Below are 25,023 nucleotides of genomic sequence, written 5' to 3' on the forward strand. Positions count from 1 at the left end.
TCCCTTGCCGCTTTTAAGCAACTCGAATTATTTTTGGTATACACGATGTCAGCGAATAGATAGCGCCGACAATGTCGGCGCTTCTGTTCCCCGGGAAGGCTAATCGTTTATTGTGCGTCCGCAAGCTGCAGTGAGTCCTGATTATGTAACGCATTCTGGCGCTGGCGTTCCAGTTCCAGCGCGCCGCGATGGGAGAGGTAACAGAATAGAATGCAGCACACGATGCCGCCCATCAGAAGATAAAATCCGCCGTACCAGCCCAGTTTATCCACCATGACGCCAAACAGGCTGGTGCCCAACGAGGCGCCGAAAATATAGCTCATGAACCCACGTAATCCGACGGCGGAACCTACGGCAAAGCTGGGGACTATCTCCATTGTCTGTACGGACGCGAGGAACTGCGGGACGTAAATCAGACAACCTACAATGGCGGCGAAAATCGTTACCATCAGCAAAGATTCACTTTTCCAGTATCCGATCAGACAGACAAAAATCAGCGCCATGCAAATCATGGCTAACGGCATTCTGCGGCCCTTAAACAGTTTATCTGACAGCCAGCCTGCCAGTAGCGTGGAGGGAATCGCCGCCCACTCGAAAAAGAGAAACGCGACGCTCATCTGTTCTTTTGAAAAGTGTTTTACTGTCAACAGATAGATAGGCAACCAGCTAATCATGCCAAACCGCACCATATAGACGAAGACATCCACCAGCGAAATATACCAGGCATTTTTATTGCGCAGCACATAAGTACAGAAGATTTGCCATGCGCTCATATTTTCCGGCGCTTTTGCCGTATTCTTCGTTTTCAGTACGACTTTTTCTTCCGGCATCATCTGTTCCAGGGAGGGAAGACCTTCTTCGCGCGGCGAACCTTTTCCCAAGACCAGAACAATTAAGGCAAAAATGACGGCGACGCAGGCCGGAACGATATAACTGGCGCTTTGCCAGTGTTCGCTGCCCAATATCGCAAAAGCCGCACCGACGATAGGCGCGACGATCCCGCCGCCAACGTTATGCGAGATATTCCAGAAGGCGCCTACGCGTCCGCGTTCCCGGCGAGGGAACCAGTTTGCAATAGTAATAAACGAGGGGCCGACGCCCATGCCCTGAAAAAGGCCATTGAAGACCACCAGAGCGGCAAATATCCAGAATGCGCTACTGAATCCCAGCCCAACGTTAACAATCGCGCAGAGTACCAGACCGCACGCCATGAAGACTTTTGGGCTGGCTTTATCCGCCAGACTGCTCATTACGCCTTTACTGATTCCGTAAGCAATAAGCATACAGCTACTCAGCAGGCCGATTTGCGTAGCGCTGAGATCCAATTGCTCTTTTAAATAAGGCGTCGATAATGTGAAGTTGTTTCTGACTATATAGTAAGCGAGATATCCCAGAAATACGCTTAACAATGCCTGTATACGATATCGACCATATGTGGCCTGGACTTTTTCCGGTGGGACTTTATGCGCCGATTGCCCTGTTTTTAATATTGTTAACATGGAGTCACCTGTATTTTATAGTGAGATGAACATCAGGAGGTTTTGTCGGTAGAGTGAAAGGAGTGACAATAAAATTCAAGTCGAAGAAATGTGTCAAAATTGACTCAATTGGGTGAATTTAAAGGTTATTTTTGACCCATCCTGAAGGGTGTGGTGAAACTTTAATTATTGGCATGGCCGTTTTATCGTTAGCATGTGCGGATATTAACAAATTTGCTGCCAGTGATCTGATACGCTTTATTGATGTTTTCGGGCGACGGACCCGTTATTATTCAAATAACGTTGTTCTGGATGCCAACAGAAATAAAAGGGTAAGTTTTGTCTCAATATTTTCTTTATGTGATATCGATATTTATGAACGGGATCACAAATCGACTTTTCTCATGCTGTAGTCGTTTCGCCAGAGTGGGCGCTTTTACGCTATGGCTGGCGGCAATGTTCGGTTCTTGCCAGGCGTACAGCCGCGAGCTGGTTATGGCAACGACCTTTTCACCCAGCGCGACCGCCTGGATTATCCAGCGCTGGCAGACGGAGCCGGGTTCCGTCATGATTCGTACGCTCAACCGTACCAGCGGTTCTTTAGAGCAATTACTTGATACGGCGAATGCGGAAAATGTCGATCTGATCCTGACGTCATCCCCCATGCTGTTGCAACACCTTCAGGAGCACCAAAAGCTGGCGCTATTGGATAGCGCGCCTGCCGCCAGCCAGAAGCTGGTGCCGCGTTCTATCCGCTCAACTTCAGTGGCGGTAGCGGTATCCGGATTTGGGCTATTGATCAATCGTTCAGCGCTTGCTGCGCGCCATCTTCCGCCGCCTGCCGACTGGCAGGATATGGTCCTGCCCAGTTACCAGGGCGCTCTATTAATGAGCAGTCCGTCACGCTCAGACACCAATCATTTGATGGTGGAGTCGCTGTTGCAGCAAAAAGGCTGGACGGCAGGATGGGCGACGCTGCTGGCAATCTCGGGTAATCTGGTCACGATTTCCTCTCGCAGTTTCGGGGTTGCGGATAAAATCAAAAGCGGGCTTGGCGTTGCCGGGCCGGTCATTGATAACTATGCTAATTTGCTACTTAACGATCCTAATCTTACTTTTACCTATTTCCCGTATTCTGCGGTGTCGCCCACTTACGTCGCGGTGTTGAAAAACAGCCGTCATGCAGACGAAGCGCGTGCTTTTATTCATTACTTATTAAGTCCGAAAGGGCAAAGGATACTGGCTGACGCGAATACCGGTAAGTATCCCGTCGCACCGCTTAGCGCCGATAATCCTCGCGCCGCGCAACAACAGCGTTTGATGGCCCAGCCGCCGTTGAACTATCGTCTGATCCTGAAGCGTCAGCAACTGGTACAACGCATGTTTGATACCGCGATCAGTTTTCGTCTTGCGCAGCTTAAAGATGCATGGCGAGCGTTGCACAGCGCAGAAACGCGGCTTAAACGCCCCTTACCTGAAATCAGAGCCTTATTGACCAGCGTCCCGGTGGATGCGGCAAGCAGCGAAGATGAAACCTGGCTGGCGCAGTTTGATAATAAAAGCTTTGCCGAACAAAAAATGATGGAGTGGCAGATCTGGTTTCTGAACAATCAGCGGCTGGCGATTCACAAACTGGAAGAGCTGAAATGAAGGGGAGATTATTGCAACGGCTTCGTCAGCTCAGTATCAGCAACAGTTTACGGGGTGCATTTTTAACGGGCGCATTACTGACGCTGATTGTCAGTATGGTCAGCCTTTATTCCTGGCATGAACAAAGTTCGCAGGTTCGCTATTCGCTTGATGAATATTTTCCTCGCATCCACTCCGCTTTTTTAATTGAGGGGAACCTGAATCTGGCCGTGGATCAACTCAATGAATTTTTGCTGGCGCCGAACACGACGGTACGTTTGCAGTTACGTACGCAGATTATTCAGCATCTGGATAAGATTGAGCGTCTCAGTCAGGGGCTTCAGCTTGCTGAGCGCCAGCAACTGGCCGTCATTTTACAGGATAGCCGGACCTTGCTGGCGGAGCTGGACAACGCCCTCTACAACATGTTTTTGGTGCGGGAGAAAGTCAGCGAGCTTTCCGCTCGCATTGACTGGCTCCATGATGATTTCACCACGGAGCTAAATTCGCTGGTACAGGATTTTACCTGGCAGCAGGGGACGCTGCTCGATCAAATTGAGGCGAATCAGGGCGATGCAGCGCAGTATTTGCAACGTTCGCGCGAGGTGCAGAACGAGCAGCAGCAGATATATACCCTGGCGCGAATTGAAAATCAGATTGTTGACGACCTGCGCGACAGATTGAATGAGCTCAAGTCCGGCAATAATGACGGGATGCTGGTGGAGACCCATATTCGTTATCTGGAAAACCTAAAAAAAACGGCGGATGAGAATATTCGTGCGCTGGATGACTGGCCCAGTACGATCACGCTGCGGCAAACCATCGACGAACTATTGGAAATCGGGATGGTAAAAAATAAGATGCCCGATACCATGCGCGATTATGTTGCGGCGCAAAAAGCCTTACTGGACGCCAGCCGCGCCAGAGAGGCTACGCTAGGGCGCTTTCGCACGCTGCTTGAGGCGCAGTTAGGTAGTAGTCACCAGCAAATGCAGACGTTCAATCAACGCCTGGAACAGATTGTCCGCGTTAGCGGCGGGCTTATTTTAGTGGCAACGCTCCTGGCGTTGCTGCTGGCCTGGGGACTCAACCACTATTTTATCCGTTCCCGGCTGGTAAAGCGTTTTACCGCGCTTAATCAGGCTGTGGTACAGATAGGGCTGGGGAGAACCGACTCGACTATCCCGGTTTACGGGCGCGATGAGCTAGGACGGATAGCCCGTTTGCTACGCCATACGCTGGGCCAGCTCAATATGCAACGCAGACAGCTTGAACAAGAGGTCGCCGAGCGCAAAGAGATAGAAGCCGACCTGCGCGCCATGCAGGATGAGTTAATTCAGACGGCGAAACTGGCGGTAGTCGGCCAGACCATGACCACGCTGGCGCATGAAATTAACCAGCCGCTGAATGCGCTTTCAATGTATTTATTTACGGCGGGACGCGCGATTGAACAAGGTCAGAGCGGACAGGCGAGAAATACGCTCACCAAAGCGGAAGGGCTCATTAACCGGATTGACGCCATCATCCGTTCGCTGCGGCAGTTTACCCGCCGGGCGGAGCTGGAAACGCCATTGTATCCCGTTGATCTGCGCCAAACTTTCGTGGCGGCATGGGAGTTATTGGCCATGCGCCACCAATCCCGGCAGGGAGCGCTTTCACTGCCAACCGACACCGTATGGGTTAGCGGCGATGAAGTGCGTATTCAGCAGGTTCTGGTGAATGTGCTGGCGAATGCGCTTGACGCCTGTTCGCATGATGCGGCGATCGCGGTGACGTGGCAGACGCAGGGAGAGGCGCTGGAGGTTTATATTGCAGATAATGGCCCTGGCTGGCCTGTGGCGCTGTTGCCCTCTTTACTCAAGCCGTTTACCACCAGTAAAGCTGTCGGGTTGGGTATTGGGCTGTCGATTAGCGTGTCGCTGATGGCGCAAATGAAGGGCGACCTGCGTCTGGCGTCGACGCTGACGCGTAACGCTTGCGTGGTGCTGCAATTCTCGGTAACGGATGTCGATGATGTTGAATGATGAATGTTCTATTTTGCTGATTGATGATGACGTTGATGTACTTGACGCCTATACCCAAATGCTTGAGCAGGCAGGCTACCGCGTGCGTGGCTTTACCCATCCTTTCGAGGCCAAAGAGTGGGTAAAAGCGGATTGGGAGGGGATCGTTTTGAGCGATGTGTGTATGCCGGGGTGTTCCGGTATCGATCTTATGACGCTGTTTCATCAGGATGACGATCAACTGCCAATCTTATTGATTACCGGACATGGCGATGTACCGATGGCGGTTGATGCGGTGAAAAAGGGCGCCTGGGATTTTCTGCAAAAACCCGTCGATCCGGGCAAGCTGTTGATATTAATTGAAGACGCGCTACGCCAGCGCCGGTCGGTCATTGCACGGCGGCAATATTGCCAGCAGACGTTACAGGTTGAACTGATTGGGCGCAGCGAGTGGATGAATCAGTTTCGACAACGGTTACAACAACTGGCGGAAACGGACATTGCCGTATGGTTTTACGGTGAGCATGGCACTGGACGTATGACTGGCGCCCGTTATCTCCATCAACTGGGGCGTAACGCGAAAGGGCCGTTTGTACGCTATGAACTCACGCCGGAGAATGCCGGGCAGTTGGAGACATTCATCGACCAGGCGCAAGGAGGTACGCTGGTGTTGAGTCATCCCGAATATCTGACACGCGAACAGCAGCACCATCTGGCGCGTTTACAAAGCCTGGAGCATCGGCCTTTTCGTTTGGTGGGCGTTGGCAGCGCTTCGCTGGTGGAGCAGGCGGCAGCTAACCAGATTGCGGCCGAGCTTTACTACTGTTTCGCCATGACCCAAATCGCCTGCCAGTCTCTTTCTCAGCGACCAGATGATATCGAGCCGTTATTTCGCCATTATCTTCGAAAAGCCTGCCTGCGACTCAATCATCCAGTGCCGGAAATAGCGGGGGAATTACTGAAAGGAATAATGCGACGCGCCTGGCCAAGCAATGTGCGCGAACTGGCTAATGCGGCGGAGCTTTTCGCTGTTGGCGTGCTGCCGCTGGCGGAAACGGTCAACCCGCAGCTGCTTCTGCAGGAACCGACCCCGCTTGACCGGCGCGTTGAAGAGTATGAGCGACAAATTATTACCGAAGCATTAAATATTCATCAGGGACGAATTAATGAAGTGGCGGAGTACCTGCAAATTCCCCGTAAAAAACTTTATCTGCGCATGAAAAAATATGGTCTAAGTAAAGAGCATTATAAATTCTGATATTACAGTTACTTTCAATCTGGCTGACAACATCAGCAACGATGTCGTTAGCCAGATAACGTCGCATCACCGTAATGGTAAATCATTCCATTATGATTATAGATTGCTTATTATTCACCTGAGCATCAAATTCTATTTCTTAACTTCAATATAAGGTAAAAATGCGTCAAGTTCTCTGGCGTAATAAATGTACTCTTGTCCGACGATTTGACAAGATGAAAACTTCATCACCTCTCCAGATTACATCTGAATATGAGGACAAGAGAAATGAAAAAACATGCTATTGCAGTAATGATGATCGCCCTATTTTCTGAGTCGGTTTATGCGGAGTCTACCTTATTTATTCCGGACGTCTCTCCTGATAGCGTCACGACATCCCTTTCTGTGGGGGTGTTAAATGGTAAATCCAGGGAGCTGGTTTATGATACCGACACCGGGCGGAAGCTGAGTCAACTGGACTGGAAAATAAAAAATGTCGCCACGTTGCAGGGGGATTTATCATGGGAACCCTATTCGTTCATGACGCTGGACGCCCGCGGCTGGACGTCTTTGGCGTCGGGATCGGGTCATATGGTTGACCATGACTGGATGAGCAGTGAGCAGCCTGGCTGGACCGATCGTTCAATTCATCCGGACACCAGCGCCAACTATGCTAATGAATACGATTTGAACGTGAAAGGTTGGTTATTGCAGGGCGATAACTACAAGGCGGGCGTAACAGCGGGCTATCAGGAAACCCGTTTTAGCTGGACGGCAAGAGGCGGGTCTTATATTTATGATAATGGTCGATATATTGGTAATTTTCCTCATGGCGTGCGCGGCATAGGTTATAGCCAGCGTTTCGAAATGCCCTATATCGGGCTGGCGGGTGATTATCGTATTAATGACTTTGAGTGTAATGTACTGTTTAAATACAGCGACTGGGTAAATGCGCATGATAATGACGAACACTACATGCGCAAACTTACCTTCCGTGAAAAAACGGAAAATTCACGATATTATGGCGCTTCTATTGACGCCGGATATTATATTACCAGTAATGCAAAAATCTTTGCTGAGTTCGCTTACAGTAAATATGAAGAAGGTAAGGGCGGTACGCAAATCATAGATAAAACCAGCGGTGATACGGCGTATTTTGGTGGCGATGCCGCAGGTATAGCTAATAATAACTATACGGTTACCGCGGGGTTGCAGTATCGCTTCTAGACCACATCGGGATGTCATCGGTCATAACCGGCCGATGACGACTTTTTGCTGAACGTATGGCATGTCCGGTGATATTGCATAGGGGCAATAAAAGCAACATGAAAGGGGAACCGCTCGAAAGGTTATGCAGCAAGAAGAGAATGTCCTGGGTATCAATGGTGTCCCCTGCAGGAATCGAACCTGCAACTAGCCCTTAGGAGGGGCTCGTTATATCCATTTAACTAAGGGGACAACGCGGCGCCAGTATAGCGTTTTTTATTCGCCGGAGTAAGTGTAGCGCCGCCTGACTGGTTAAACCGTCGCCACTCAGCGCTGTTTTTCCGCTTTTTTCCGCTCCCGTTCCAGGCGCTCGCCGCGTAACCTCGCTTCTTCCTTACGTTTATTGCTCATATCGTTGCGGATCTGCGCGTGGCTCATTAATGCGAAAATAAAGGTGCCGCCGCAGATATTTCCGGCAAGTGTGGGAAGGGCGAAGGGCCAGAGAAAGTCGCTCCAGGGCAGCGTGCCGTTGAAAACCAAATACAAAATTTCAACGGAACCGACGACAATATGGGTGGTATCGCCCAGCGCGATAAGCCAGGTCATCAAAATAATGACCACAATTTTTGCCCCGCCTGCAGCAGGAAACATCCATACCATTGTGGCGATGATCCAGCCAGAGATAATCGCGTTGGCAAACATCTCCGTTGGGCTATTTTTCATGACCTCCATACCAATTTTGACAAAGGCGTCGCGGGGCTCTTCATCAAATATAGGCATATATTCAAATGCCCACGCCGCAACCCCGGTGCCAATAAGGTTGCCCAATAAGACTACGCCCCATAAGCGCATCAGCAGGCCAACGTTACTCAGAGTGGGATTTTGCATTACCGGTAATACGGCGGTAACGGTATTTTCAGTAAATAATTGCTGGCGGGCCATGATGACAATGATAAAACCAAAGGTATAGCCGAGATTTTCCAGTAAAAAGCCGCCGGGAACGCCTTCAAGCTGCACGTGAAAAATCCCTTTCGCCAGGAGTGATGCCCCCATAGAAAGTCCTGCGGCAATAGCTGACCAGAGCAAAGCCATCGCATCGCGTTCCATCTCTTTTTCACCATCCTGGCGAATATGTTCATGAATCGCCATGGCGCGGGAAGGAAGACGATCTTCATCCACTTCAATCTCTTTACCGCTTTGTTTTTCTTCGCTTTCAACTTCCAGGTCACTGCTGTGCCGGTTAATTTTATCGTCGTTAAGGCTATCCATGATGATCTCTGCTGATTAACACATATTAATAAAGCGTAGCGGTTTTTCATTTACCCAGGCCGGGGCATTCTCCGAAAAAATAAAAATGATCACGCTCGTTTTTATCTGTTTCGTTAGAATAGGGCCGTCACGTTGTTGCGTTACCAGGCTATGCTCAAAGCAATGAGATCGCGCATATAGACATCGTTTGACGTGCTGTTAAAATCGCTCACACCTAAACAGGCGGATACGGTAGCGTTCCGTCATGGATGGCAATCAGCGATAGCCATAATTCACAGGGAGACATCTATGAAGCTTCGCCTGTCGGCGCTGGCGCTGGGAACCACACTGCTGGTCGGGTGTGCGAGTTCCGGTACAGAACAGCAGGGGCGTTCAGACCCATTTGAAGGGTTTAACCGCACCATGTACAACTTCAACTTTAATGTGCTGGACCCGTATGTTGTTCGGCCGGTCGCGGTCGCCTGGCGTGATTATGTTCCACAGCCTGCGCGTAACGGTTTAAGTAATTTCACCGGCAACCTCGAAGAACCGGCGATCATGGTGAACTATTTCCTGCAGGGCGATCCTTATCAGGGTATGGTGCATTTCACCCGTTTCTTCCTGAACACCTTATTAGGGATGGGCGGATTTATTGACGTCGCGGGAATGGCGAATCCTAAGCTGCAGCGCGTTGAACCGCATCGCTTTGGCAGTACGCTGGGCCATTATGGCGTGGGGTATGGGCCTTATATGCAACTTCCGTTCTACGGCAGCTTCACGCTGCGTGAAGATGGCGGGGATATGGCGGATACCTTGTATCCGGTGCTCTCGTGGTTGACCTGGCCAATGTCCATAGGAAAATGGACTATCGAAGGGATAGAAACCCGCGCGCAGTTGCTGGACTCCGATGGTTTGCTGCGCCAGTCTTCCGATCCTTATATTATGGTGCGTGAGGCGTACTTCCAGCGTCATGACTTTATCGCCAATGGCGGAAAACTCAAGCCGCAGGAAAACCCGAACGCGCAGGCGATTCAGGACGAACTCAAAGAGATCGACTCGGAATAAACGGCAGTAAATAAAAAGGTGAGCGCAATGCTCACCTTTTTGATCCGTTTCAGAAAGAGATTAGAACGCGTAGTTAAAGTTAGTACCGAACAGCCAGGCTTTCCCTTCAGATTCAAACTGATAAGGGCCTTCATTAATTTTCACGCTCTGACCATGCATATAAGAGACGCCAACGTCGACAGACGCATCTTTATTAAAGGCGTAAGTCGTACCGGCGCTCAGCCAGAAACGGTCCTGGTCCGGAATAGAGATAGAACGGTTTTGCGCTGGTACCGGGCTGTCATCGAAGGCGATACCGGTACGGAACGTCCAGTTGTCATCGTAGTAATAGGTGGTACCCAACGCAATGCGGTAAGCGTCTTTAAAGCCTTCATGCTTCTCAAAGAGCGTATCGCCGGCGGTCGATTTTGCCTTCAATTCCTGGAACTGACTCCAGCTGGTATAGGCCAGGCTATAGTGGATGGCCCACTGTGGCGCCACACGGTTATAACCGGACACTTCCCACATTTCCGGCAGATTCAGCGTCAGGTAGCCTGACTGCGTCGCGCCGCCGGTTGCCGTTGGGATAGGCAGGTTAAAGCGGTTTATAGCGATGGGAAGATCGCTACTGTAGTTGCCTTTAAAGTCAATTTTGACTTCCGAGCGGTAGGTCAGCGCGTAGCGGTTATTTTTATCCAGTTCATAAAGGATACCGGCATTCCAGCCAAAGCCCCACTGATTACCGTTCAGGTGGGCAATCTTGGTGTCGCTGGGAATCTGACCCGCGACCGGCGCCAGCGCCGGATTCTGTGCCGCGACCAACTGGCCTAAATCGCCCGCAAAACGTTCGATTTTTGCACGCGCGTATACCGCATCAAAGCCGAGGCCGAAGCTCCAGGCCTCATTTAAGCGATAAGCGCCGCTTAAATTCAGGTTCATGGTTTCAAGATCGGTCGTACCGCCAACCGAGCCGCCGGCGTATGTGTCGTTAAACTCTGTCGCCAGGCCATAGTTAGAGGTAATAGAAGCCCCCCAGCCAAACTGATCGTTAATCGGTGCGACAAAATGGACGTTCGGCACCCAGGCCGTCGGCGCGATGTTATCCGCATCTAACGTCCGACGAGATGGCGATGTCCCGCTAATATTAACATCAGGATCAATATAAACCGCGCCCGCTGAAAACGTCGGGCGGTCAAACATGGTAATTAACGCCGGGTTGCGGCTAACGTTACCCGCATCATCTGCGATTGCGCCTTCACCCGAATAGGCCCGGCCAAGGCCAGAGGAAGAAAATTCGTTTAACTGAAAGCCTGCAGACCAGGCCTGGGTGGAGATGATTGCCACTGCGACTGCGAGAGCAGACTTTGTAAACAGGGTTTTCTGGCTCATGACCATAACCTCATTGATTATTTTTATACAAACTATGTTACATGCTGTAACAGGAGCGCGAAGTGTAGGGTCTGCGGTACGACTTAGAAATCAGACCAGTGGCGAGAGTATAGGTCTGACCAGCTAGAATGTTGCAAGTATGTTTATAAGTTTTTTCAATTGTGATCTTAGAAACGAGATCTGGCTGGCAAAATCGGCGGGCTTAACGGTCACCCGATCGCGCGATTTTTGTTTTAGATCATTTTTAAGTGTGATTTCGGTCACTTAACGCGTTTCCCACCATTAACGACTGGAGAGGCGAATGCCGGGAGCGTAAAATATCCCCATCGTTTATCTGGCACCCTGGGTGCAAATACAGAGGAAATCTACAATGAGTAAATGCAGTGCTGATGAAACCCCGGTTTGCTGCTGTATGGACGTTGGAACCATCATGGACAACTCCGATTGCACCGCGTCATACAGCCGCGTATTCGCTACCCGCGCAGAGGCTGAAGAGACGCTGGCGGCGTTAACCGAAAAAGCGCGTAGCGTGGAGTCTGAACCTTGCCAAATTACGCCAACCTTTACCGAGGAATCCGAAGGCGTTCGTCTGGATATTGATTTTGTTTTCGCCTGCGAAGCAGAAACGCTGATCTTCCAGCTCGGCCTGCGTTAATCCGTTCATTCACGACGCCTCCGTCATCATCTGGCGGAGGCGTTTTCTTTTTTTGTCGCTTCCCTTCACTGTGCCTTAGCTCCCACTTTCTTTTCTCTCTGCTTGGCTAAATGTAAAAAATTGGTTAAGACTGTGATCAGGTCAGACCACTAATTTATTTTTTTACAGGGGAGTACTATGCGTCAGGCTTTACCGTTGGTCACCCGTCAGGGCGATCGCATTGCTATTGTCAGTGGGTTACGAACCCCCTTTGCTCGTCAGGCCACTGCATTTCATGGTATTCCCGCTGTTGATCTCGGCAAGATGGTGGTAGGCGAGCTGCTGGCGCGCAGTGAAATTCCAGCCGATGCCATTGAGCAACTGGTTTTTGGTCAGGTAGTACAAATGCCGGAAGCCCCCAATATTGCGCGCGAAATTGTGCTGGGTACGGGAATGAATGTTCATACCGATGCCTATAGCGTAAGCCGCGCCTGCGCCACCAGTTTTCAGGCGGTAGCGAATGTGGCGGAAAGCCTGATGGCCGGCACGATACGCGCGGGTATCGCTGGCGGCGCAGATTCGTCGTCGGTACTGCCAATAGGCGTGAGTAAAGCCCTGGCGCGGGTACTGGTTGATGTCAATAAAGCCCGGACGACCCGCCAACGGCTGACGCTTTTTTCTCGTCTGCGCTTACGCGACCTGCTGCCCGTTCCTCCCGCCGTTGCTGAGTATTCCACCGGTCTGCGCATGGGCGATACCGCCGAACAGATGGCGAAAACGTATGGTATTACGCGTGAACAGCAGGACGCGCTGGCGCATCGTTCACATCAGCGCGCCGCGCAGGCATGGGCGGAGGGCAAACTGGCGGAAGAAGTGATGACGACCTATGTGCCGCCGTATAAAAACCCCTTTGCAGAAGACAACAACATTCGCGGCACCTCCACGCTGGCGGACTACGCCAAACTGCGTCCCGCTTTTGACCGAAAACATGGCTCTGTGACCGCCGCCAATAGTACACCGCTGACCGACGGCGCTGCCGCCGTTATTATGATGACCGAATCCCGCGCTAAAGAGCTGGGGCTGCGCCCGCTTGGTTATCTGCGCAGCTACGCCTTTACCGCTATTGATGTCTGGCAGGACATGCTATTGGGGCCGGCCTGGTCAACGCCGCTGGCGCTGGAGCGGGCCGGGTTGACGATGGCCGATCTGACGCTTTTTGACATGCATGAAGCGTTTGCCGCTCAGACTCTGGCGAACTTACAACTGCTGGGCAGCGAACGATTTGCCCGTGAGGTGCTTGGTCGTGCGCAGGCGACAGGGGAGGTGGATGACGCTAAATTCAACGTGCTCGGCGGCTCAATCGCCTACGGGCATCCTTTTGCCGCAACGGGCGCGCGGATGATAACCCAAACGTTGCATGAGTTACGGCATCGGGGCGGAGGTTTTGGTCTGGTCACAGCCTGCGCGGCTGGCGGTCTTGGCGCGGCGATGGTTCTGGAGGCGGAATAATGACTACCACATCAGCTTTTATGCTTAACGTGCGTCTGGATAATGTCGCGGTTGTCGCTATTGATGTCCCTGGAGAAAAGGTGAACACCCTGAAAGCGGAGTTTGCCGCGCAGGTACGCGCCATCCTGAAGCAGATCCGGGAAAATAAAGCGTTGCAGGGCGTTGTTTTTATCTCAGCCAAAGCAGATAACTTTATTGCTGGCGCTGATATCAACATGATAGGTCACTGCCAAAATGCGCAGGAAGCGGAAACGCTGGCGCGTCAGGGGCAACAACTGATGGCGGAGATTCAGGCGTTGCCTGTTCCGGTTATCGCTGCCATTCATGGCGCCTGTCTGGGGGGCGGCCTTGAAATGGCGCTGGCCTGCCATCGGCGCATCTGTACCGATGACGTTAAAACCGTTCTTGGACTGCCGGAGGTACAGTTAGGGCTTTTACCGGGATCGGGCGGAACGCAGCGACTTCCACGGCTGGTGGGGGTCAGTACCGCGCTGGATATGATCCTGACAGGTAAACAGCTTCGCGCCAGACAGGCGCTTAAAGCCGGGCTGGTTGATGATGTGGTGCCGCAAACTATTTTACTGGAAGCGGCTGTCGAGCTGGCTAAAAAAGAACGCCTGGCGCAACGGACATTGCCGGTCCGGGAACGTATCCTGGCGGGGCCGCTGGGGCGCGCGCTGTTATTTCGCCTGGTGCGTAAAAAGACGGCGCAAAAAACGCAGGGTAATTATCCGGCGACGGAGCGGATCATTGATGTGATTGAAACTGGACTGGCGCAGGGCAGCAGTAGCGGCTATGACGCGGAAGCGCGCGCTTTCGGCGAGCTGGCGATGACGCCTCAATCTCAGGCGCTGCGCGCTATTTTCTTTGCCAGTACCGAGGTGAAAAAAGATCCCGGTAGCGATGCGCCGCCCGGCCCGCTGAACAGCGTGGGCATCTTAGGCGGCGGGTTAATGGGCGGCGGTATCGCCTGGGTTACGGCCTGTAAAGGCGGCTTGCCAGTACGAATTAAGGATATAAATACTCAGGGGATCAATCATGCTCTGAAATACAGCTGGGATCTGCTTGAAACAAAAGTACGCCGCCGCCATATCAAAGCCAGCGAACGCGATAAACAGTTGGCGTTGATATCAGGTTCTACCGATTACCGTGGTTTCAGTCATCGTGATCTGGTCATTGAAGCGGTGTTTGAAGATCTGCCGTTAAAACAACAGATGGTGGCGGAAGTGGAGCAAAATTGCGCTGCTCACACCATTTTTGCCTCCAATACTTCTTCCCTGCCGATTGGCGATATTGCGGCGAATGCGGCCAGACCGGAACAGGTGATTGGATTGCACTTTTTTAGCCCGGTCGAAAAAATGCCGCTGGTTGAGGTTATTCCTCATGCGTCTACTTCCGCGCAGACCATCGCCACGACCGTTAAGCTGGCGAAAAAACAGGGTAAAACCCCGATAGTCGTCAGTGATAAAGCCGGGTTTTATGTTAACCGAATTCTTGCGCCATATATCAATGAGGCGATTCGGATGCTGACTGAAGGCGAACGCGTCGAACATATTGACGCCGCCCTGGTAAAATTTGGTTTTCCGGTGGGACCAATCCAACTTTTGGATGAGGTGGGAATCGACACGGGCACTAAAATTATTCCTGTGCTTGAGGCGGCGTATGGAGAACGTTTTAGCGCGCCTGCAAATGTTGTTGCTTCAATTTTGAATGACGATCGCAAAGGTAGAAAAAATGGTCGCGGTTTCTATCTTTATGGCGAAAAAGGGCGTAAAAGCAAAAAACAGGTTGACCCTGCTATTTATAAGCTTATTGGCGTGCAAGGGCAGAGTCGACTATCTGCGCAGCAGGTGGCAGAGCGCTGTGTCATGTTAATGCTTAACGAAGCGGCGCGCTGTTTCGACGAAAAAGTGATTCGCAGCGCGCGCGATGGCGATATCGGCGCCGTGTTTGGTATCGGTTTTCCGCCGTTTCTCGGTGGCCCGTTCCGCTATATGGATGCTCTTGGGCCGGGTGAAATGGTGGCGACATTACAGCGCCTGGCCGCACTTTACGGTCCTCGTTACGCGCCTTGTGAACAATTAGTGCGCATGGCGGAGCGCAGGGAGCATTTCTGGACGAATGGGGAAACTGACCAGGGAAATTGAGGTCAAAGAGAATATGAATCCGCACTGAATGCCTCTTTAATGGCGAAATAATAATCAAGGATTGACTATACTTACGCCATTGAGGTAAAAAACAGCGTTTCATTCAGTGAATGGATAAGGCACAATGCCGGCCACCGCATTTTTGCCGCAGCCAATAGGGGCATGTGGTAAGCGTGTTGGTGAAACTGGTTAACAAAAGCGGTGCAATATGCAAGTTTTTATCATGCGTCACGGCGACGCAGCCCTCGATGCCGCCAGTGATTCGGTTCGTCCCTTGACCCCTTGTGGGTGTGACGAGTCTCGCCTGATGGCGAACTGGCTGAAAGGTCAAAAAGTGGATATCGAACGTGTTCTGGTGAGTCCGTTTCTTCGGGCCGAACAGACGTTAGATGTGGTCGGCGATTGTATGAATCTGCCGGCTCAGGTGGATGTCCTGCCGGAGCTAACGCCCTGTGGCGATGTCGGTCTGGTCAGCGCCTACCTCCAGGCGCTGGCCAATGAAGAGATCGGATCGGTGCTGGTGATTTCTCACTTACCTCTGGTCGGATACCTGGTATCTGAGCTTTGTCCGGGCGAAACGCCGCCGATGTTCACGACGTCCGCAATTGCCAACGTTACGCTTGATGAAAGCGGCAAGGGGACATTCAACTGGCAAATGAGTCCCTGCAATCTGAAAATGGCGAAAGCGATTTAATCTTTGCTGCCTGATGGCGCTTCGCTTATCAGGCCTACGACAGCGTTGGCTGTTCGTAGGCTGGATAAGGCGCTTGCGCCGCCATCCGGCAATTCCGCATCAGGGTAATTCGGGCGGTTGCCACTCTTCCACTTCAATCAACACCAGCAGCGCGGCGTCGCCGCCGTACTCTTTCGGCGCCTGATGAAAGGCCATCACATGCGGATGCTGCGCCAGCCATAACGGCGTTTGCTGTTTCAGAATATGTTTACCGTGTCCATGCATGACGCAGGCGCAAAAAATATGTTCCCGACGGCAGGCGGCAATCAGCGCCCCCAGTTCCTGCTTGGCCTGAAGCTGCGTTAAGCCGTGTAAATCCAGAAACAGTTCCGGCGAATAGTCGCCGCGACGCATTTTTTTTAGCTCGAAATGGCTGACATCTTCACGGACATACTTTATCGGCCCTTCCGTATTGAGCAGCGGCTGGAACTCATCGGAAAAATAGTGGCTGGCGTCCGCCTGTTCCTGAATTAACCTTCGGGTAGGGACTTCCGTGATTTTCTTGCGCAGTGGCCGATGGACGATAGTATCCTGTTTAATCTTTCGGGTGCCGACCATCAGCTGACGGAACAGCGCCTGGTCCTCCTCGCTGAGCGATGTTTTCTTTTTCATTCGTGGGTCTCGTCTGATCTTTTGCCTTAGTTTACCCGACCCGGAGGATATCCGAACGGTCAAAACGGATTTTTCGTATTCTCCCGCCGCGTCAATGCTGATTTATCCCTGTCTTCGTGGCAAACTAGCCGCCGAATTTAATGCGAGCATGCCCTGGAGGAATACGTGGATAAAATTTTCGTCGATGAAGCAGTAAGTGAACTGCATACCATTCAGGACATGTTGCGCTGGGCGGTAAGCCGCTTTAGCGCGGCGAATATCTGGTATGGACACGGTACCGATAACCCGTGGGATGAAGCGGTACAACTGGTGTTGCCGTCTCTTTATCTGCCGCTGGATATTCCGGAAGATATGCGGACCGCGCGGCTGACGTCCAGCGAAAAACACCGCATTGTCGAGCGAGTGATTCGTCGCATTAACGAGCGTATCCCGGTCGCCTACCTGACCAATAAAGCCTGGTTCTGCGGCCACGAATTTTATGTCGATGAGCGCGTGCTGGTGCCGCGTTCGCCCATTGGCGAGCTGATTAATAACCACTTCGCCGGCCTTATTAGCCAACAGCCGAAATATATTCTGGATATGTGTACCGGCAGCGGCTGCATCGCCATCGCCTGTGCTTATGCTTTCCCGGACGCAGAGGTTGATGCGGTCGATATTTCGCCGGATGCGCTGGCTGTCGCCGAGCATAACATTGAAGAACACGGTCTTATCCATCACGTGACGCCAATCCGTTCCGATCTGTTCCGCGATCTGCCGAAAGTTCAGTACGATCTGATTGTCACTAACCCGCCTTATGTCGATGCGGAGGATATGTCCGATCTGCCGAACGAATATCGCCACGAACCTGAGCTGGGGCTGGCGTCCGGCACTGACGGCCTCAAATTGACCCGTCGTATCCTGGGGAATGCGCCGGATTATCTGTCCGATGACGGCGTTCTGATTTGTGAAGTCGGAAACAGCATGGTACATCTGATGGAGCAGTATCCGGATGTGCCGTTCACCTGGCTGGAGTTTGACAACGGCGGCGATGGCGTCTTTATGTTGACCAAAGCGCAGTTGCTCGCGGCCCGTGAACATTTCAATATTTATAAAGATTAAAACACGCAAACGACAACAACGATAACGGAGCCGTGATGGCAGGAAACACAATTGGACAACTCTTTCGCGTAACCACTTTCGGCGAATCACACGGGCTGGCGCTTGGGTGTATCGTCGATGGCGTGCCGCCCGGCATCCCGTTGACGGAGGCCGATCTGCAGCACGATCTCGACAGACGCCGCCCCGGCACCTCGCGCTATACTACCCAGCGCCGCGAACCGGACCAGGTAAAAATTCTCTCCGGCGTGTTTGATGGCGTGACGACCGGCACCAGCATTGGCCTGCTGATTGAAAACACCGATCAGCGCTCGCAGGACTACAGCGCGATTAAAGATGTTTTTCGTCCGGGACACGCGGATTACACCTATGAGCAGAAATACGGCCTGCGTGATTACCGTGGCGGTGGACGTTCTTCCGCGCGTGAAACCGCGATGCGCGTAGCGGCAGGGGCGATTGCCAAGAAATACCTGGCGGAAAAGTTCGGCATCGAAATCCGCGGCTGCCTGACCCAGATGGGCGATATTCCGCTGGAGATTAAAGACTGGCGTCAGGTTGAGCTTAATCCGTTCTTTTGCCCCGATGCAGACAAACTTGACGCGCTGGACGAACTGATGCGCGCGCTGAAAAAAGAGGGTGACTCCATCGGCGCGAAAGTGACGGTGATGGCGAGCGGCGTGCCGGCAGGGCTTGGCGAACCGGTATTTGACCGACTGGATGCGGACATCGCCCATGCGCTGATGAGCATCAATGCGGTGAAAGGCGTGGAGATCGGCGAAGGATTTAACGTGGTGGCGCTGCGCGGCAGCCAGAATCGCGATGAAATCACGGCGCAGGGTTTTCAGAGCAACCACGCTGGCGGCATCCTCGGTGGCATCAGTAGCGGGCAACACATTGTGGCGCATATGGCGCTGAAACCTACCTCCAGCATTACCGTACCGGGACGTACGATCAACCGGATGGGTGAAGAAGTCGAGATGATCACCAAAGGGCGCCACGATCCGTGTGTGGGGATTCGCGCAGTGCCGATCGCAGAAGCCATGCTGGCGATCGTGCTGATGGATCACCTGCTGCGCCATCGGGCACAGAATGCGGATGTAAAGACAGAGATTCCACGCTGGTAAGAAATGAAAAAAACCGCGATTGCGCTGCTGGCATGGTTTGTCAGTAGCGCCAGCCTGGCGGCGACGCCGTGGCAGAAAATAACCCATCCTGTCCCCGGCGCCGCCCAGTCTATCGGTAGCTTTGCCAACGGATGCATCATCGGCGCCGACACGTTGCCGGTACAGTCCGATAATTATCAGGTGATGCGCACCGATCAGCGCCGTTATTTCGGCCACCCGGACTTGGTCATGTTTATCCAGCGGTTGAGTCATCAGGCGCAGCAACGGGGGCTCGGAACCGTCCTGATAGGCGACATGGGGATGCCTGCCGGAGGCCGCTTTAATGGCGGACACGCCAGTCATCAGACCGGGCTTGATGTGGATATTTTCTTGCAGTTGCCGAAAACGCGCTGGAGCCAGGCGCAGCTATTGCGCCCGCAGGCGTTAGATCTGGTGTCCCGCGACGGTAAACACGTCGTGCCGTCGCGCTGGTCGTCGGATATCGCCAGTCTGATCAAACTGGCGGCACAAGACAATGACGTCACCCGTATTTTCGTCAATCCGGCTATTAAACAACAGCTTTGCCTCGATGCCGGAAACGATCGTGACTGGCTACGTAAAGTACGCCCCTGGTTCCAGCATCGCGCGCATATGCACGTGCGTTTACGCTGCCCTGCCGACAGCCTGGAGTGCGAAGATCAACCTTTACCCCCGCCGGGCGATGGATGCGGCGCTGAACTGCAAAGCTGGTTCGAACCGCCAAAACCTGGCACCACAAAGCCTGAGAAGAAGACACCGCCGCCGCTGCCGCCTTCCTGCCAGGCGCTACTGGATGAGCATGTACTCTGATGGACAATTTTTATGATCTGTTTATGGTCTCCCCGCTGCTGCTGGTGGTGCTGTTTTTTGTCGCCGTACTGGCAGGATTTATCGATTCTATCGCCGGGGGCGGAGGGCTGCTCACTATCCCTGCGCTGATGGCCGCCGGGATGTCGCCAGCAAACGCGCTGGCGACCAATAAATTACAGGCGTGCGGCGGCTCCCTCTCGTCTTCGCTCTATTTTATTCGCCGTAAAGTGGTAAACCTGGCCGAGCAAAAGCTCAATATTCTGATGACGTTCATTGGCTCGATGAGCGGCGCGCTGCTGGTGCAGCACGTGCAGGCGGATATTTTGCGCCAGATCTTGCCTATCCTGGTGATTTTCATCGGCCTCTATTTTTTATTGATGCCGAAGCTGGGCGAGGAAGATCGCCAGCGCCGCCTGTATGGATTACCGTTCGCGCTGATAGCCGGGGGATGCGTCGGGTTTTACGACGGCTTTTTCGGGCCTGCCGCCGGGTCGTTTTACGCTCTGGCGTTTGTCACCTTATGTGGCTATAACCTGGCGAAATCCACGGCACATGCCAAAGTGCTTAACGCTACCTCCAACGTTGGCGGCCTGCTGTTATTTATCATCGGCGGCAAAGTGATCTGGGCGACGGGCTTCGTGATGCTGGTTGGTCAGTTTTTAGGGGCGCGAATGGGGTCGCGTCTGGTATTGAGCAAAGGCCAAAAGCTTATCAGACCGATGATCGTTATTGTCTCGGCGGTAATGAGCGCCAGGTTACTTTATGATAGCCACGGACAGGAGATCCTCCACTGGTTGGGGATGAATTAATGAACAATACGCACCATTACGAACAGTTAATTGAGATTTTTAACGGCTGCTTTGCCGAAGAATTTAATACCCGTCTGATTAAAGGCGACGACGAACCGATCTATCTTCCTGCTGACGCGCAGGTACCGTACCACCGCATCGTCTTTGCGCATGGGTTTTACGCCAGCGCGCTGCATGAGATTTCTCACTGGTGTATCGCCGGTAAGGCGCGCCGCGAACTGGTTGACTTTGGTTACTGGTACTGCCCGGATGGACGCGACGCGCAGACCCAAAGTCAATTTGAAGACGTCGAGGTGAAGCCACAGGCTTTCGACTGGTTGTTTTGCGTGGCGGCGGGGTATCCCTTTAACGTCAGTTGCGACAATCTGGAAGGCGATATTGAGCCGGATCGCGTGGCGTTTCAGCGCCGGGTTCATGCGCAGGTAATGGCGTATCTGGAGCAGGGCATTCCTGAACGTCCGGCCCGCTTCATCAAAGCGCTACAGAATTACTATCACACGCCCGAACTTAAGGCGGAACAGTTCCCGTGGCCGGAAGCGCTTAATTAAAGCCAGCGCCACGTTTACAATGAGGAAAGAAGATGATCGCGGAGTTTGAATCACGCATTCTGGCATTAATTGACGATATGGTAGAGCACGCCAGCGACGATGAGCTTTTTGCCAGTGGATACCTGCGTGGCCACCTGACGTTAGCCATTGCCGAGCTGGAGAGCGGTGATGACCACTCCGTTGAGGCGGTCTATGCCAACGTTAGCCAAAGTCTGGAGAAAGCGATCGGCGCCGGCGAACTGTCGCCGCGCGATCAGGCGTTAGTCAAAGCGATGTGGGACAATTTGTTCGACAAGGCAAAACAATAACGCCGTGGGCCGGAAGGCGACGCTTGCCGCCTTCCGCTATTGACTGACCCATTACTTCACCGCTTTTCCCTTCAATAACTTTCTCACCCATAACCGATTTGGATTTAACGCCGCCAGCGTACCGGCATCCAGTGGAATCGGCTCGTTACTCATCTGCGCCGCCAGAATTTCTGCGCATAATGGCGCTGAGCACAAACCGCGCGATCCCAGCGCGCCGAGCATAAATAAACCCGGATACACAGGCGCAGGCGCCGCCGACGTTTTGTTATCGGCTAAATCGGCGTAATGCGTCAGCGTGGCATGGTAATCAGGAACATTGCCCACCATCGGCAGATGGTCGCGGGTTGCGCAACGCACGCCGCAACGGGCGCTGTTGCCGCTAACGTCAACCTCTGTGGCCCAGTTCGCATCCGGAAAACAGTCAAGCAGACGCTGTCGGTTCTGACGCTGATCTTCTTCGCGCCAGACGGTGCTTTCGTCACCCCGGTGATAGCTGGCGCCAATACAGTGCTGCTGATTATGCGGATTTTGCGGCGTCAGATAGCCGTCGTAGCATAACACCTGACGCAACGCCGAGAGGGCGGGGGTGGTGGGAATATGACTGACCTGTCCCCCGACGGCATACACCGGCAGCGGCTGGGTCTGATCAAAACGGTTAATCTGATGGCCGTTCGCCAGGACGACGGTCTCATGGCTGGCGGTTTCACCTGACGTAAAGCGCAGTTGCCAGCGCGACTCCTGCGCAACGAGCGACGTGAGCGTATGGCAAAAGCGCGTTTGTAAACCCTGCTCGGTCGCCAGAGCGATGACTGCGCGAGTTAATTGTTCCGGGCACAGCCAGCCGCCTGCCGGATAGGTAATTCCTCCGCAGCGTGTCGTCACGCCAACCGCCTGTTCCGCCTCTTCGGCATTGAGCGCCGAGGCCAGTCCGGCGGGCAGCGCCAGGGACAGCATCTGGGCAATTTTCTGCTGGCTTTTCTCATCCCATCCGAGCTGTGTCACGCCGCACCAGTCATGATCAAAAGAGACGGGCAGGGCATCATACAGGCGACGGGCAAAGGTGAATGCGGTCGGGAAAAAGCGATTAATGGCGGCGTCATGTTTGCTAAGGAGTGGATAAAGCGCACCCTGTCGATTACCGGAGGCGCCCTGGGCGGGCTGGTCGTCCGCGCAATAGAGCGTCACCTGCCAGCCGCGACGCAGTAACGCCAGTGATAACAGCGCGCTGGCGATGCCGCCGCCAATGATCGCCGTTTCACGTTTTTCGCTTCCGCTGCGGTAAAACCAGGGCGCGGAAAGGGTCGGCATGAGGTGTTGTTCCATCACTCCGCAAAGCATCTCGCGTTTACGTCCGAAGCCTTTGCGTTTTTGCATGGTAAAACCGGCTTCCTGTAATCCCCGACGAACGAAGCCCGCCGAGGTAAACGTCGCCAGCGTTGCGCCGGGCCGCGCCAGCCGCGCCATCGCGTTAAACAGGTTTGGCGTCCACATATCCGGATTTTTCGCCGGGGCAAAACCGTCGAGGAACCAGGCGTCGACTGTTTGATTCAGCGTGGCGTCCAGTTGGTCGGTCAATTCATTAATATCGCCAAACCACAAATCCAGTGTCACCCGGCCCCGATCCAGCAATAGGCGGTGGCACCCCGGGAGCGGCAGCGGCCATTGCGCCTGCAGCTGCTCTGCCCAGGGCGCGAGCTCCGGCCAGTGTTGGTGCGACAGCGCCAGATCGTCGCGCGTTAACGGGAATTTCTCAAAACTGATGAAATGTAACCTTTGCAGCGTCGCCTGTGGGTGCGCAGAACGAAAGCTGTCAAACGCCTGCCACAGCGTCAGGAAGTTGAGTCCGGTGCCAAAACCGCTTTCCGCGACTATAAATAATGGATGTGAATGTACGGGAAATCGCTCCGCAAGACGATTGCCGCCAAGAAAAACGTAGCGTGTCTCTTCGAGTCCATTGTCATTAGAAAAATAGACATCATCAAAATCTCGGGAAACAGGTGTACCCTCAGCGTTAAATTCGAGTGTGGCGGGTTGTATGGCGTATTGTTTCACGTAAGTTACTCGTCTGACGGGCGGTATCGCGATCTTAACGATGTGTGCCTGATGGCGCAAATTTCCGTACTAAATGGCTGATCGGACTTGTTCGGCGTACAAGTGTACGCTATTGTGCCAATCGAAACTTAAAAATAGTGCGAATTACAGAGGTATTGAATGAAACGTGCAGTGATTACTGGCCTGGGCATCGTTTCCAGCATCGGTAATAACCAGCAGGAAGTCCTGGCATCTCTGCGTGAAGGACGTTCAGGGATCACTTTCTCTCAGGAGCTGAAGGACGCCGGCATGCGTAGCCAGGTATGGGGCAACGTAAAACTGGATACCACTGGCCTCATTGACCGCAAAGTCGTGCGCTTTATGAGCGACGCCTCCATCTATGCTTATCTGTCTATGGAGCAGGCAGTGGCCGACGCCGGTCTGGCGCCGGAAGTCTATCAGAATAACCCGCGTGTCGGCCTGATTGCAGGTTCCGGCGGCGGCTCCCCGAAATTCCAGGTCTTTGGCGCAGACGCCATGCGTAGCCCGCGTGGTCTGAAAGCCGTGGGCCCGTATGTGGTGACGAAAGCAATGGCATCCGGCGTTTCCGCCTGCCTCGCTACGCCGTTTAAAATTTATGGCGTGAACTACTCCATTAGCTCCGCTTGCGCGACCTCCGCACACTGTATCGGCAATGCGGTTGAACAGATCCAACTGGGCAAACAGGACATCGTTTTTGCTGGCGGCGGCGAAGAGCTGTGCTGGGAAATGGCCTGTGAGTTCGATGCGATGGGCGCACTGTCCACCAAATACAACGATACGCCTGAAAAAGCGTCCCGTACCTATGATGCGCACCGTGATGGGTTTGTCATCGCGGGCGGTGGCGGTATGGTTGTTGTCGAAGAGCTGGAGCACGCTCTGGCGCGCGGCGCGCATATCTATGCGGAAATCGTCGGCTATGGCGCAACATCCGATGGCGCAGACATGGTTGCTCCGTCTGGTGAAGGCGCAGTACGTTGCATGCAGATGGCGATGCACGGCGTAGACACGCCGATCGACTACCTGAACTCTCACGGTACCTCTACTCCGGTAGGCGACGTGAAAGAACTCGGTGCAATCCGTGAAGTGTTTGGCGATAACAGCCCGGCTATCTCCGCGACCAAAGCGATGACCGGCCACTCGCTGGGTGCGGCTGGCGTGCAGGAAGCCATCTACTCTCTGCTGATGCTGGAGCACGGTTTTATCGCGCCGAGCATCAACATCGAAGAGCTGGATGAGCAGGCTGCGGGTCTGAACATCGTGACCGAAACGACCGAGCGTGAACTGACTACCGTAATGTCTAACAGCTTCGGTTTTGGCGGCACCAACGCCACGCTGGTGATGCGTAAGTTGTAAGCCTGACTATTACGTT

At 53.2% G+C, this 25,023-nt stretch carries 21 protein-coding genes and 1 tRNA gene; 16 read left to right on the forward strand and 6 right to left on the reverse strand.

Translation table 11 applies throughout. The features are described 5' to 3' along the window. Positions 1 to 107 precede the first annotated feature (107 nt). Complete coding sequence (gene pgtP, locus EOS98_RS07010) at positions 108 to 1,499, reverse strand: phosphoglycerate transporter PgtP (RefSeq protein WP_000955747.1); 1,392 nt, start codon at positions 1,497 to 1,499, stop codon at positions 108 to 110. Between the two features lie 435 nt (positions 1,500 to 1,934). Between pgtP and pgtC the strand changes: the two genes are divergently transcribed. The 4 genes from pgtC (at position 1,935) to pgtE (ending at position 7,574) form a co-directional block, all read left to right on the forward strand. Next, the gene (gene pgtC, locus EOS98_RS07020; protein ID WP_023203531.1) at positions 1,935 to 3,128 is read left to right on the forward strand and encodes a phosphoglycerate transport regulator PgtC; all 1,194 of its coding nucleotides are present in this window, start codon (positions 1,935 to 1,937) and stop codon (positions 3,126 to 3,128) included. Continuing rightward, on the forward strand, positions 3,125 to 5,131 hold the full coding sequence (gene pgtB / locus EOS98_RS07025) for a two-component system sensor histidine kinase PgtB (RefSeq protein WP_126523936.1): 2,007 nt from the start codon (positions 3,125 to 3,127) through the stop codon (positions 5,129 to 5,131). The genes pgtC and pgtB overlap by 4 nt, the downstream gene beginning before the upstream one ends. Further along, positions 5,121 to 6,368 carry a two-component system response regulator PgtA gene (gene pgtA, locus EOS98_RS07030; RefSeq protein WP_000930843.1) on the forward strand — a complete coding sequence of 416 codons (1,248 nt, stop codon included), beginning with the start codon at positions 5,121 to 5,123 and terminating at the stop codon, positions 6,366 to 6,368. The genes pgtB and pgtA overlap by 11 nt, the downstream gene beginning before the upstream one ends. A gap of 267 nt (positions 6,369 to 6,635) precedes the next feature. Next, positions 6,636 to 7,574, forward strand: a complete 939-nt coding sequence (gene pgtE, locus EOS98_RS07035) for an omptin family outer membrane protease PgtE (RefSeq protein WP_000716001.1) — start codon at positions 6,636 to 6,638, stop codon at positions 7,572 to 7,574. Positions 7,575 to 7,730: 156 nt separating this feature from the next. On the opposite strand, the gene EOS98_RS07040 is transcribed toward pgtE, so the two are convergent. Together EOS98_RS07040 and EOS98_RS07045 are read right to left on the reverse strand one after the other, a co-directional pair. Beyond that, positions 7,731 to 7,805 (reverse strand) — tRNA-Arg (locus tag EOS98_RS07040). A gap of 75 nt (positions 7,806 to 7,880) precedes the next feature. Further along, entirely contained in the window at positions 7,881 to 8,822 is a 942-nt protein-coding gene (locus EOS98_RS07045; RefSeq protein WP_126523937.1) for a formate/nitrite transporter family protein, read from the reverse strand. A gap of 288 nt (positions 8,823 to 9,110) precedes the next feature. Between EOS98_RS07045 and mlaA the strand changes: the two genes are divergently transcribed. Continuing rightward, positions 9,111 to 9,866: a phospholipid-binding lipoprotein MlaA gene (gene mlaA / locus EOS98_RS07050; RefSeq protein ID WP_000776787.1), complete on the forward strand. Its 756-nt coding sequence runs from the start codon at positions 9,111 to 9,113 to the stop codon at positions 9,864 to 9,866. Between the two features lie 60 nt (positions 9,867 to 9,926). On the opposite strand, the gene fadL is transcribed toward mlaA, so the two are convergent. Continuing rightward, a complete protein-coding gene (fadL, locus tag EOS98_RS07055; RefSeq protein ID WP_001518618.1) occupies positions 9,927 to 11,234 on the reverse strand; it encodes a long-chain fatty acid transporter FadL in 1,308 nt (435 codons plus the stop codon). A 370-nt stretch (positions 11,235 to 11,604) separates the two neighbouring features. On the opposite strand from fadL, the gene EOS98_RS07060 reads away from it, so the two are divergent. The 4 genes from EOS98_RS07060 (at position 11,605) to sixA (ending at position 16,218) form a co-directional block, all read left to right on the forward strand. Continuing rightward, on the forward strand, positions 11,605 to 11,889 hold the full coding sequence (locus tag EOS98_RS07060; RefSeq protein WP_000030904.1) for a YfcZ/YiiS family protein: 285 nt from the start codon (positions 11,605 to 11,607) through the stop codon (positions 11,887 to 11,889). A 177-nt stretch (positions 11,890 to 12,066) separates the two neighbouring features. Continuing rightward, positions 12,067 to 13,377 carry an acetyl-CoA C-acyltransferase FadI gene (fadI, locus tag EOS98_RS07065; RefSeq protein WP_126523938.1) on the forward strand — a complete coding sequence of 437 codons (1,311 nt, stop codon included), beginning with the start codon at positions 12,067 to 12,069 and terminating at the stop codon, positions 13,375 to 13,377. Then, complete coding sequence (gene fadJ / locus EOS98_RS07070; protein ID WP_000214135.1) at positions 13,377 to 15,524, forward strand: fatty acid oxidation complex subunit alpha FadJ; 2,148 nt, start codon at positions 13,377 to 13,379, stop codon at positions 15,522 to 15,524. The genes fadI and fadJ overlap by 1 nt, the downstream gene beginning before the upstream one ends. A 208-nt stretch (positions 15,525 to 15,732) precedes the next feature. Further along, a complete protein-coding gene (gene sixA, locus EOS98_RS07075; protein ID WP_001195800.1) occupies positions 15,733 to 16,218 on the forward strand; it encodes a phosphohistidine phosphatase SixA in 486 nt (161 codons plus the stop codon). A 99-nt stretch (positions 16,219 to 16,317) separates the two neighbouring features. On the opposite strand, the gene smrB is transcribed toward sixA, so the two are convergent. Continuing rightward, on the reverse strand, positions 16,318 to 16,869 hold the full coding sequence (gene smrB, locus EOS98_RS07080) for an endonuclease SmrB (RefSeq protein WP_127821155.1): 552 nt from the start codon (positions 16,867 to 16,869) through the stop codon (positions 16,318 to 16,320). Positions 16,870 to 17,034: 165 nt separating this feature from the next. Here smrB and prmB point away from each other — a divergent pair, with 165 nt between their 5' ends. The 6 genes from prmB to EOS98_RS07110 are packed head-to-tail and all read left to right on the forward strand — an operon-like array spanning position 17,035 to position 21,581. Beyond that, positions 17,035 to 17,967, forward strand: a complete 933-nt coding sequence (gene prmB, locus EOS98_RS07085) for a 50S ribosomal protein L3 N(5)-glutamine methyltransferase (RefSeq protein ID WP_001542329.1) — start codon at positions 17,035 to 17,037, stop codon at positions 17,965 to 17,967. A gap of 35 nt (positions 17,968 to 18,002) precedes the next feature. After that, entirely contained in the window at positions 18,003 to 19,088 is a 1,086-nt protein-coding gene (gene aroC / locus EOS98_RS07090) for a chorismate synthase (RefSeq protein WP_000918457.1), read from the forward strand. A 3-nt stretch (positions 19,089 to 19,091) separates the two neighbouring features. Beyond that, positions 19,092 to 19,916, forward strand: coding sequence for a penicillin-insensitive murein endopeptidase (gene mepA / locus EOS98_RS07095; RefSeq protein ID WP_000750428.1), 825 nt, complete (start codon positions 19,092 to 19,094; stop codon positions 19,914 to 19,916). After that, positions 19,916 to 20,725, forward strand: coding sequence for a sulfite exporter TauE/SafE family protein (locus tag EOS98_RS07100; RefSeq protein WP_000368599.1), 810 nt, complete (start codon positions 19,916 to 19,918; stop codon positions 20,723 to 20,725). Before mepA ends, EOS98_RS07100 begins: the two co-directional genes overlap by 1 nt. Further along, entirely contained in the window at positions 20,725 to 21,273 is a 549-nt protein-coding gene (locus EOS98_RS07105) for an elongation factor P hydroxylase (protein ID WP_001066345.1), read from the forward strand. The genes EOS98_RS07100 and EOS98_RS07105 overlap by 1 nt, the downstream gene beginning before the upstream one ends. Positions 21,274 to 21,305: 32 nt before the next feature. Next, complete coding sequence (locus tag EOS98_RS07110; protein ID WP_000559749.1) at positions 21,306 to 21,581, forward strand: YfcL family protein; 276 nt, start codon at positions 21,306 to 21,308, stop codon at positions 21,579 to 21,581. A gap of 51 nt (positions 21,582 to 21,632) precedes the next feature. Here EOS98_RS07110 and mnmC read toward each other — a convergent pair whose 3' ends face one another. Further along, complete coding sequence (gene mnmC, locus EOS98_RS07115) at positions 21,633 to 23,633, reverse strand: bifunctional tRNA (5-methylaminomethyl-2-thiouridine)(34)-methyltransferase MnmD/FAD-dependent 5-carboxymethylaminomethyl-2-thiouridine(34) oxidoreductase MnmC (protein ID WP_000816104.1); 2,001 nt, start codon at positions 23,631 to 23,633, stop codon at positions 21,633 to 21,635. Between the two features lie 159 nt (positions 23,634 to 23,792). On the opposite strand from mnmC, the gene fabB reads away from it, so the two are divergent. Beyond that, positions 23,793 to 25,007, forward strand: coding sequence for a beta-ketoacyl-ACP synthase I (gene fabB / locus EOS98_RS07120; RefSeq protein WP_000817161.1), 1,215 nt, complete (start codon positions 23,793 to 23,795; stop codon positions 25,005 to 25,007). Positions 25,008 to 25,023 lie beyond the last annotated feature (16 nt).

This window comes from Salmonella sp. SSDFZ69, assembly GCF_004010755.1.
Taxonomy (GTDB): domain Bacteria; phylum Pseudomonadota; class Gammaproteobacteria; order Enterobacterales; family Enterobacteriaceae; genus Salmonella; species Salmonella enterica.

Bases quoted from the DNA above. Each gene is read 5' to 3' on its own strand.
- pgtP (WP_000955747.1), bottom strand. From the start codon at position 1,499: ATGTTAACAATATTAAAAACAGGGCAATCGGCGCATAAAGTCCCACCG.
- pgtC (WP_023203531.1), top strand. From the start codon at position 1,935: ATGTTCGGTTCTTGCCAGGCGTACAGCCGCGAGCTGGTTATGGCAACG.
- pgtB (WP_126523936.1), top strand. From the start codon at position 3,125: ATGAAGGGGAGATTATTGCAACGGCTTCGTCAGCTCAGTATCAGCAAC.
- pgtA (WP_000930843.1), top strand. From the start codon at position 5,121: ATGTTGAATGATGAATGTTCTATTTTGCTGATTGATGATGACGTTGAT.
- pgtE (WP_000716001.1), top strand. From the start codon at position 6,636: ATGAAAAAACATGCTATTGCAGTAATGATGATCGCCCTATTTTCTGAG.
- EOS98_RS07045 (WP_126523937.1), bottom strand. From the start codon at position 8,822: ATGGATAGCCTTAACGACGATAAAATTAACCGGCACAGCAGTGACCTG.
- mlaA (WP_000776787.1), top strand. From the start codon at position 9,111: ATGAAGCTTCGCCTGTCGGCGCTGGCGCTGGGAACCACACTGCTGGTC.
- fadL (WP_001518618.1), bottom strand. From the start codon at position 11,234: ATGAGCCAGAAAACCCTGTTTACAAAGTCTGCTCTCGCAGTCGCAGTG.
- EOS98_RS07060 (WP_000030904.1), top strand. From the start codon at position 11,605: ATGAGTAAATGCAGTGCTGATGAAACCCCGGTTTGCTGCTGTATGGAC.
- fadI (WP_126523938.1), top strand. From the start codon at position 12,067: ATGCGTCAGGCTTTACCGTTGGTCACCCGTCAGGGCGATCGCATTGCT.
- fadJ (WP_000214135.1), top strand. From the start codon at position 13,377: ATGACTACCACATCAGCTTTTATGCTTAACGTGCGTCTGGATAATGTC.
- sixA (WP_001195800.1), top strand. From the start codon at position 15,733: ATGCAAGTTTTTATCATGCGTCACGGCGACGCAGCCCTCGATGCCGCC.
- smrB (WP_127821155.1), bottom strand. From the start codon at position 16,869: ATGAAAAAGAAAACATCGCTCAGCGAGGAGGACCAGGCGCTGTTCCGT.
- aroC (WP_000918457.1), top strand. From the start codon at position 18,003: ATGGCAGGAAACACAATTGGACAACTCTTTCGCGTAACCACTTTCGGC.
- mepA (WP_000750428.1), top strand. From the start codon at position 19,092: ATGAAAAAAACCGCGATTGCGCTGCTGGCATGGTTTGTCAGTAGCGCC.
- EOS98_RS07100 (WP_000368599.1), top strand. From the start codon at position 19,916: ATGGACAATTTTTATGATCTGTTTATGGTCTCCCCGCTGCTGCTGGTG.
- EOS98_RS07105 (WP_001066345.1), top strand. From the start codon at position 20,725: ATGAACAATACGCACCATTACGAACAGTTAATTGAGATTTTTAACGGC.
- EOS98_RS07110 (WP_000559749.1), top strand. From the start codon at position 21,306: ATGATCGCGGAGTTTGAATCACGCATTCTGGCATTAATTGACGATATG.
- fabB (WP_000817161.1), top strand. From the start codon at position 23,793: ATGAAACGTGCAGTGATTACTGGCCTGGGCATCGTTTCCAGCATCGGT.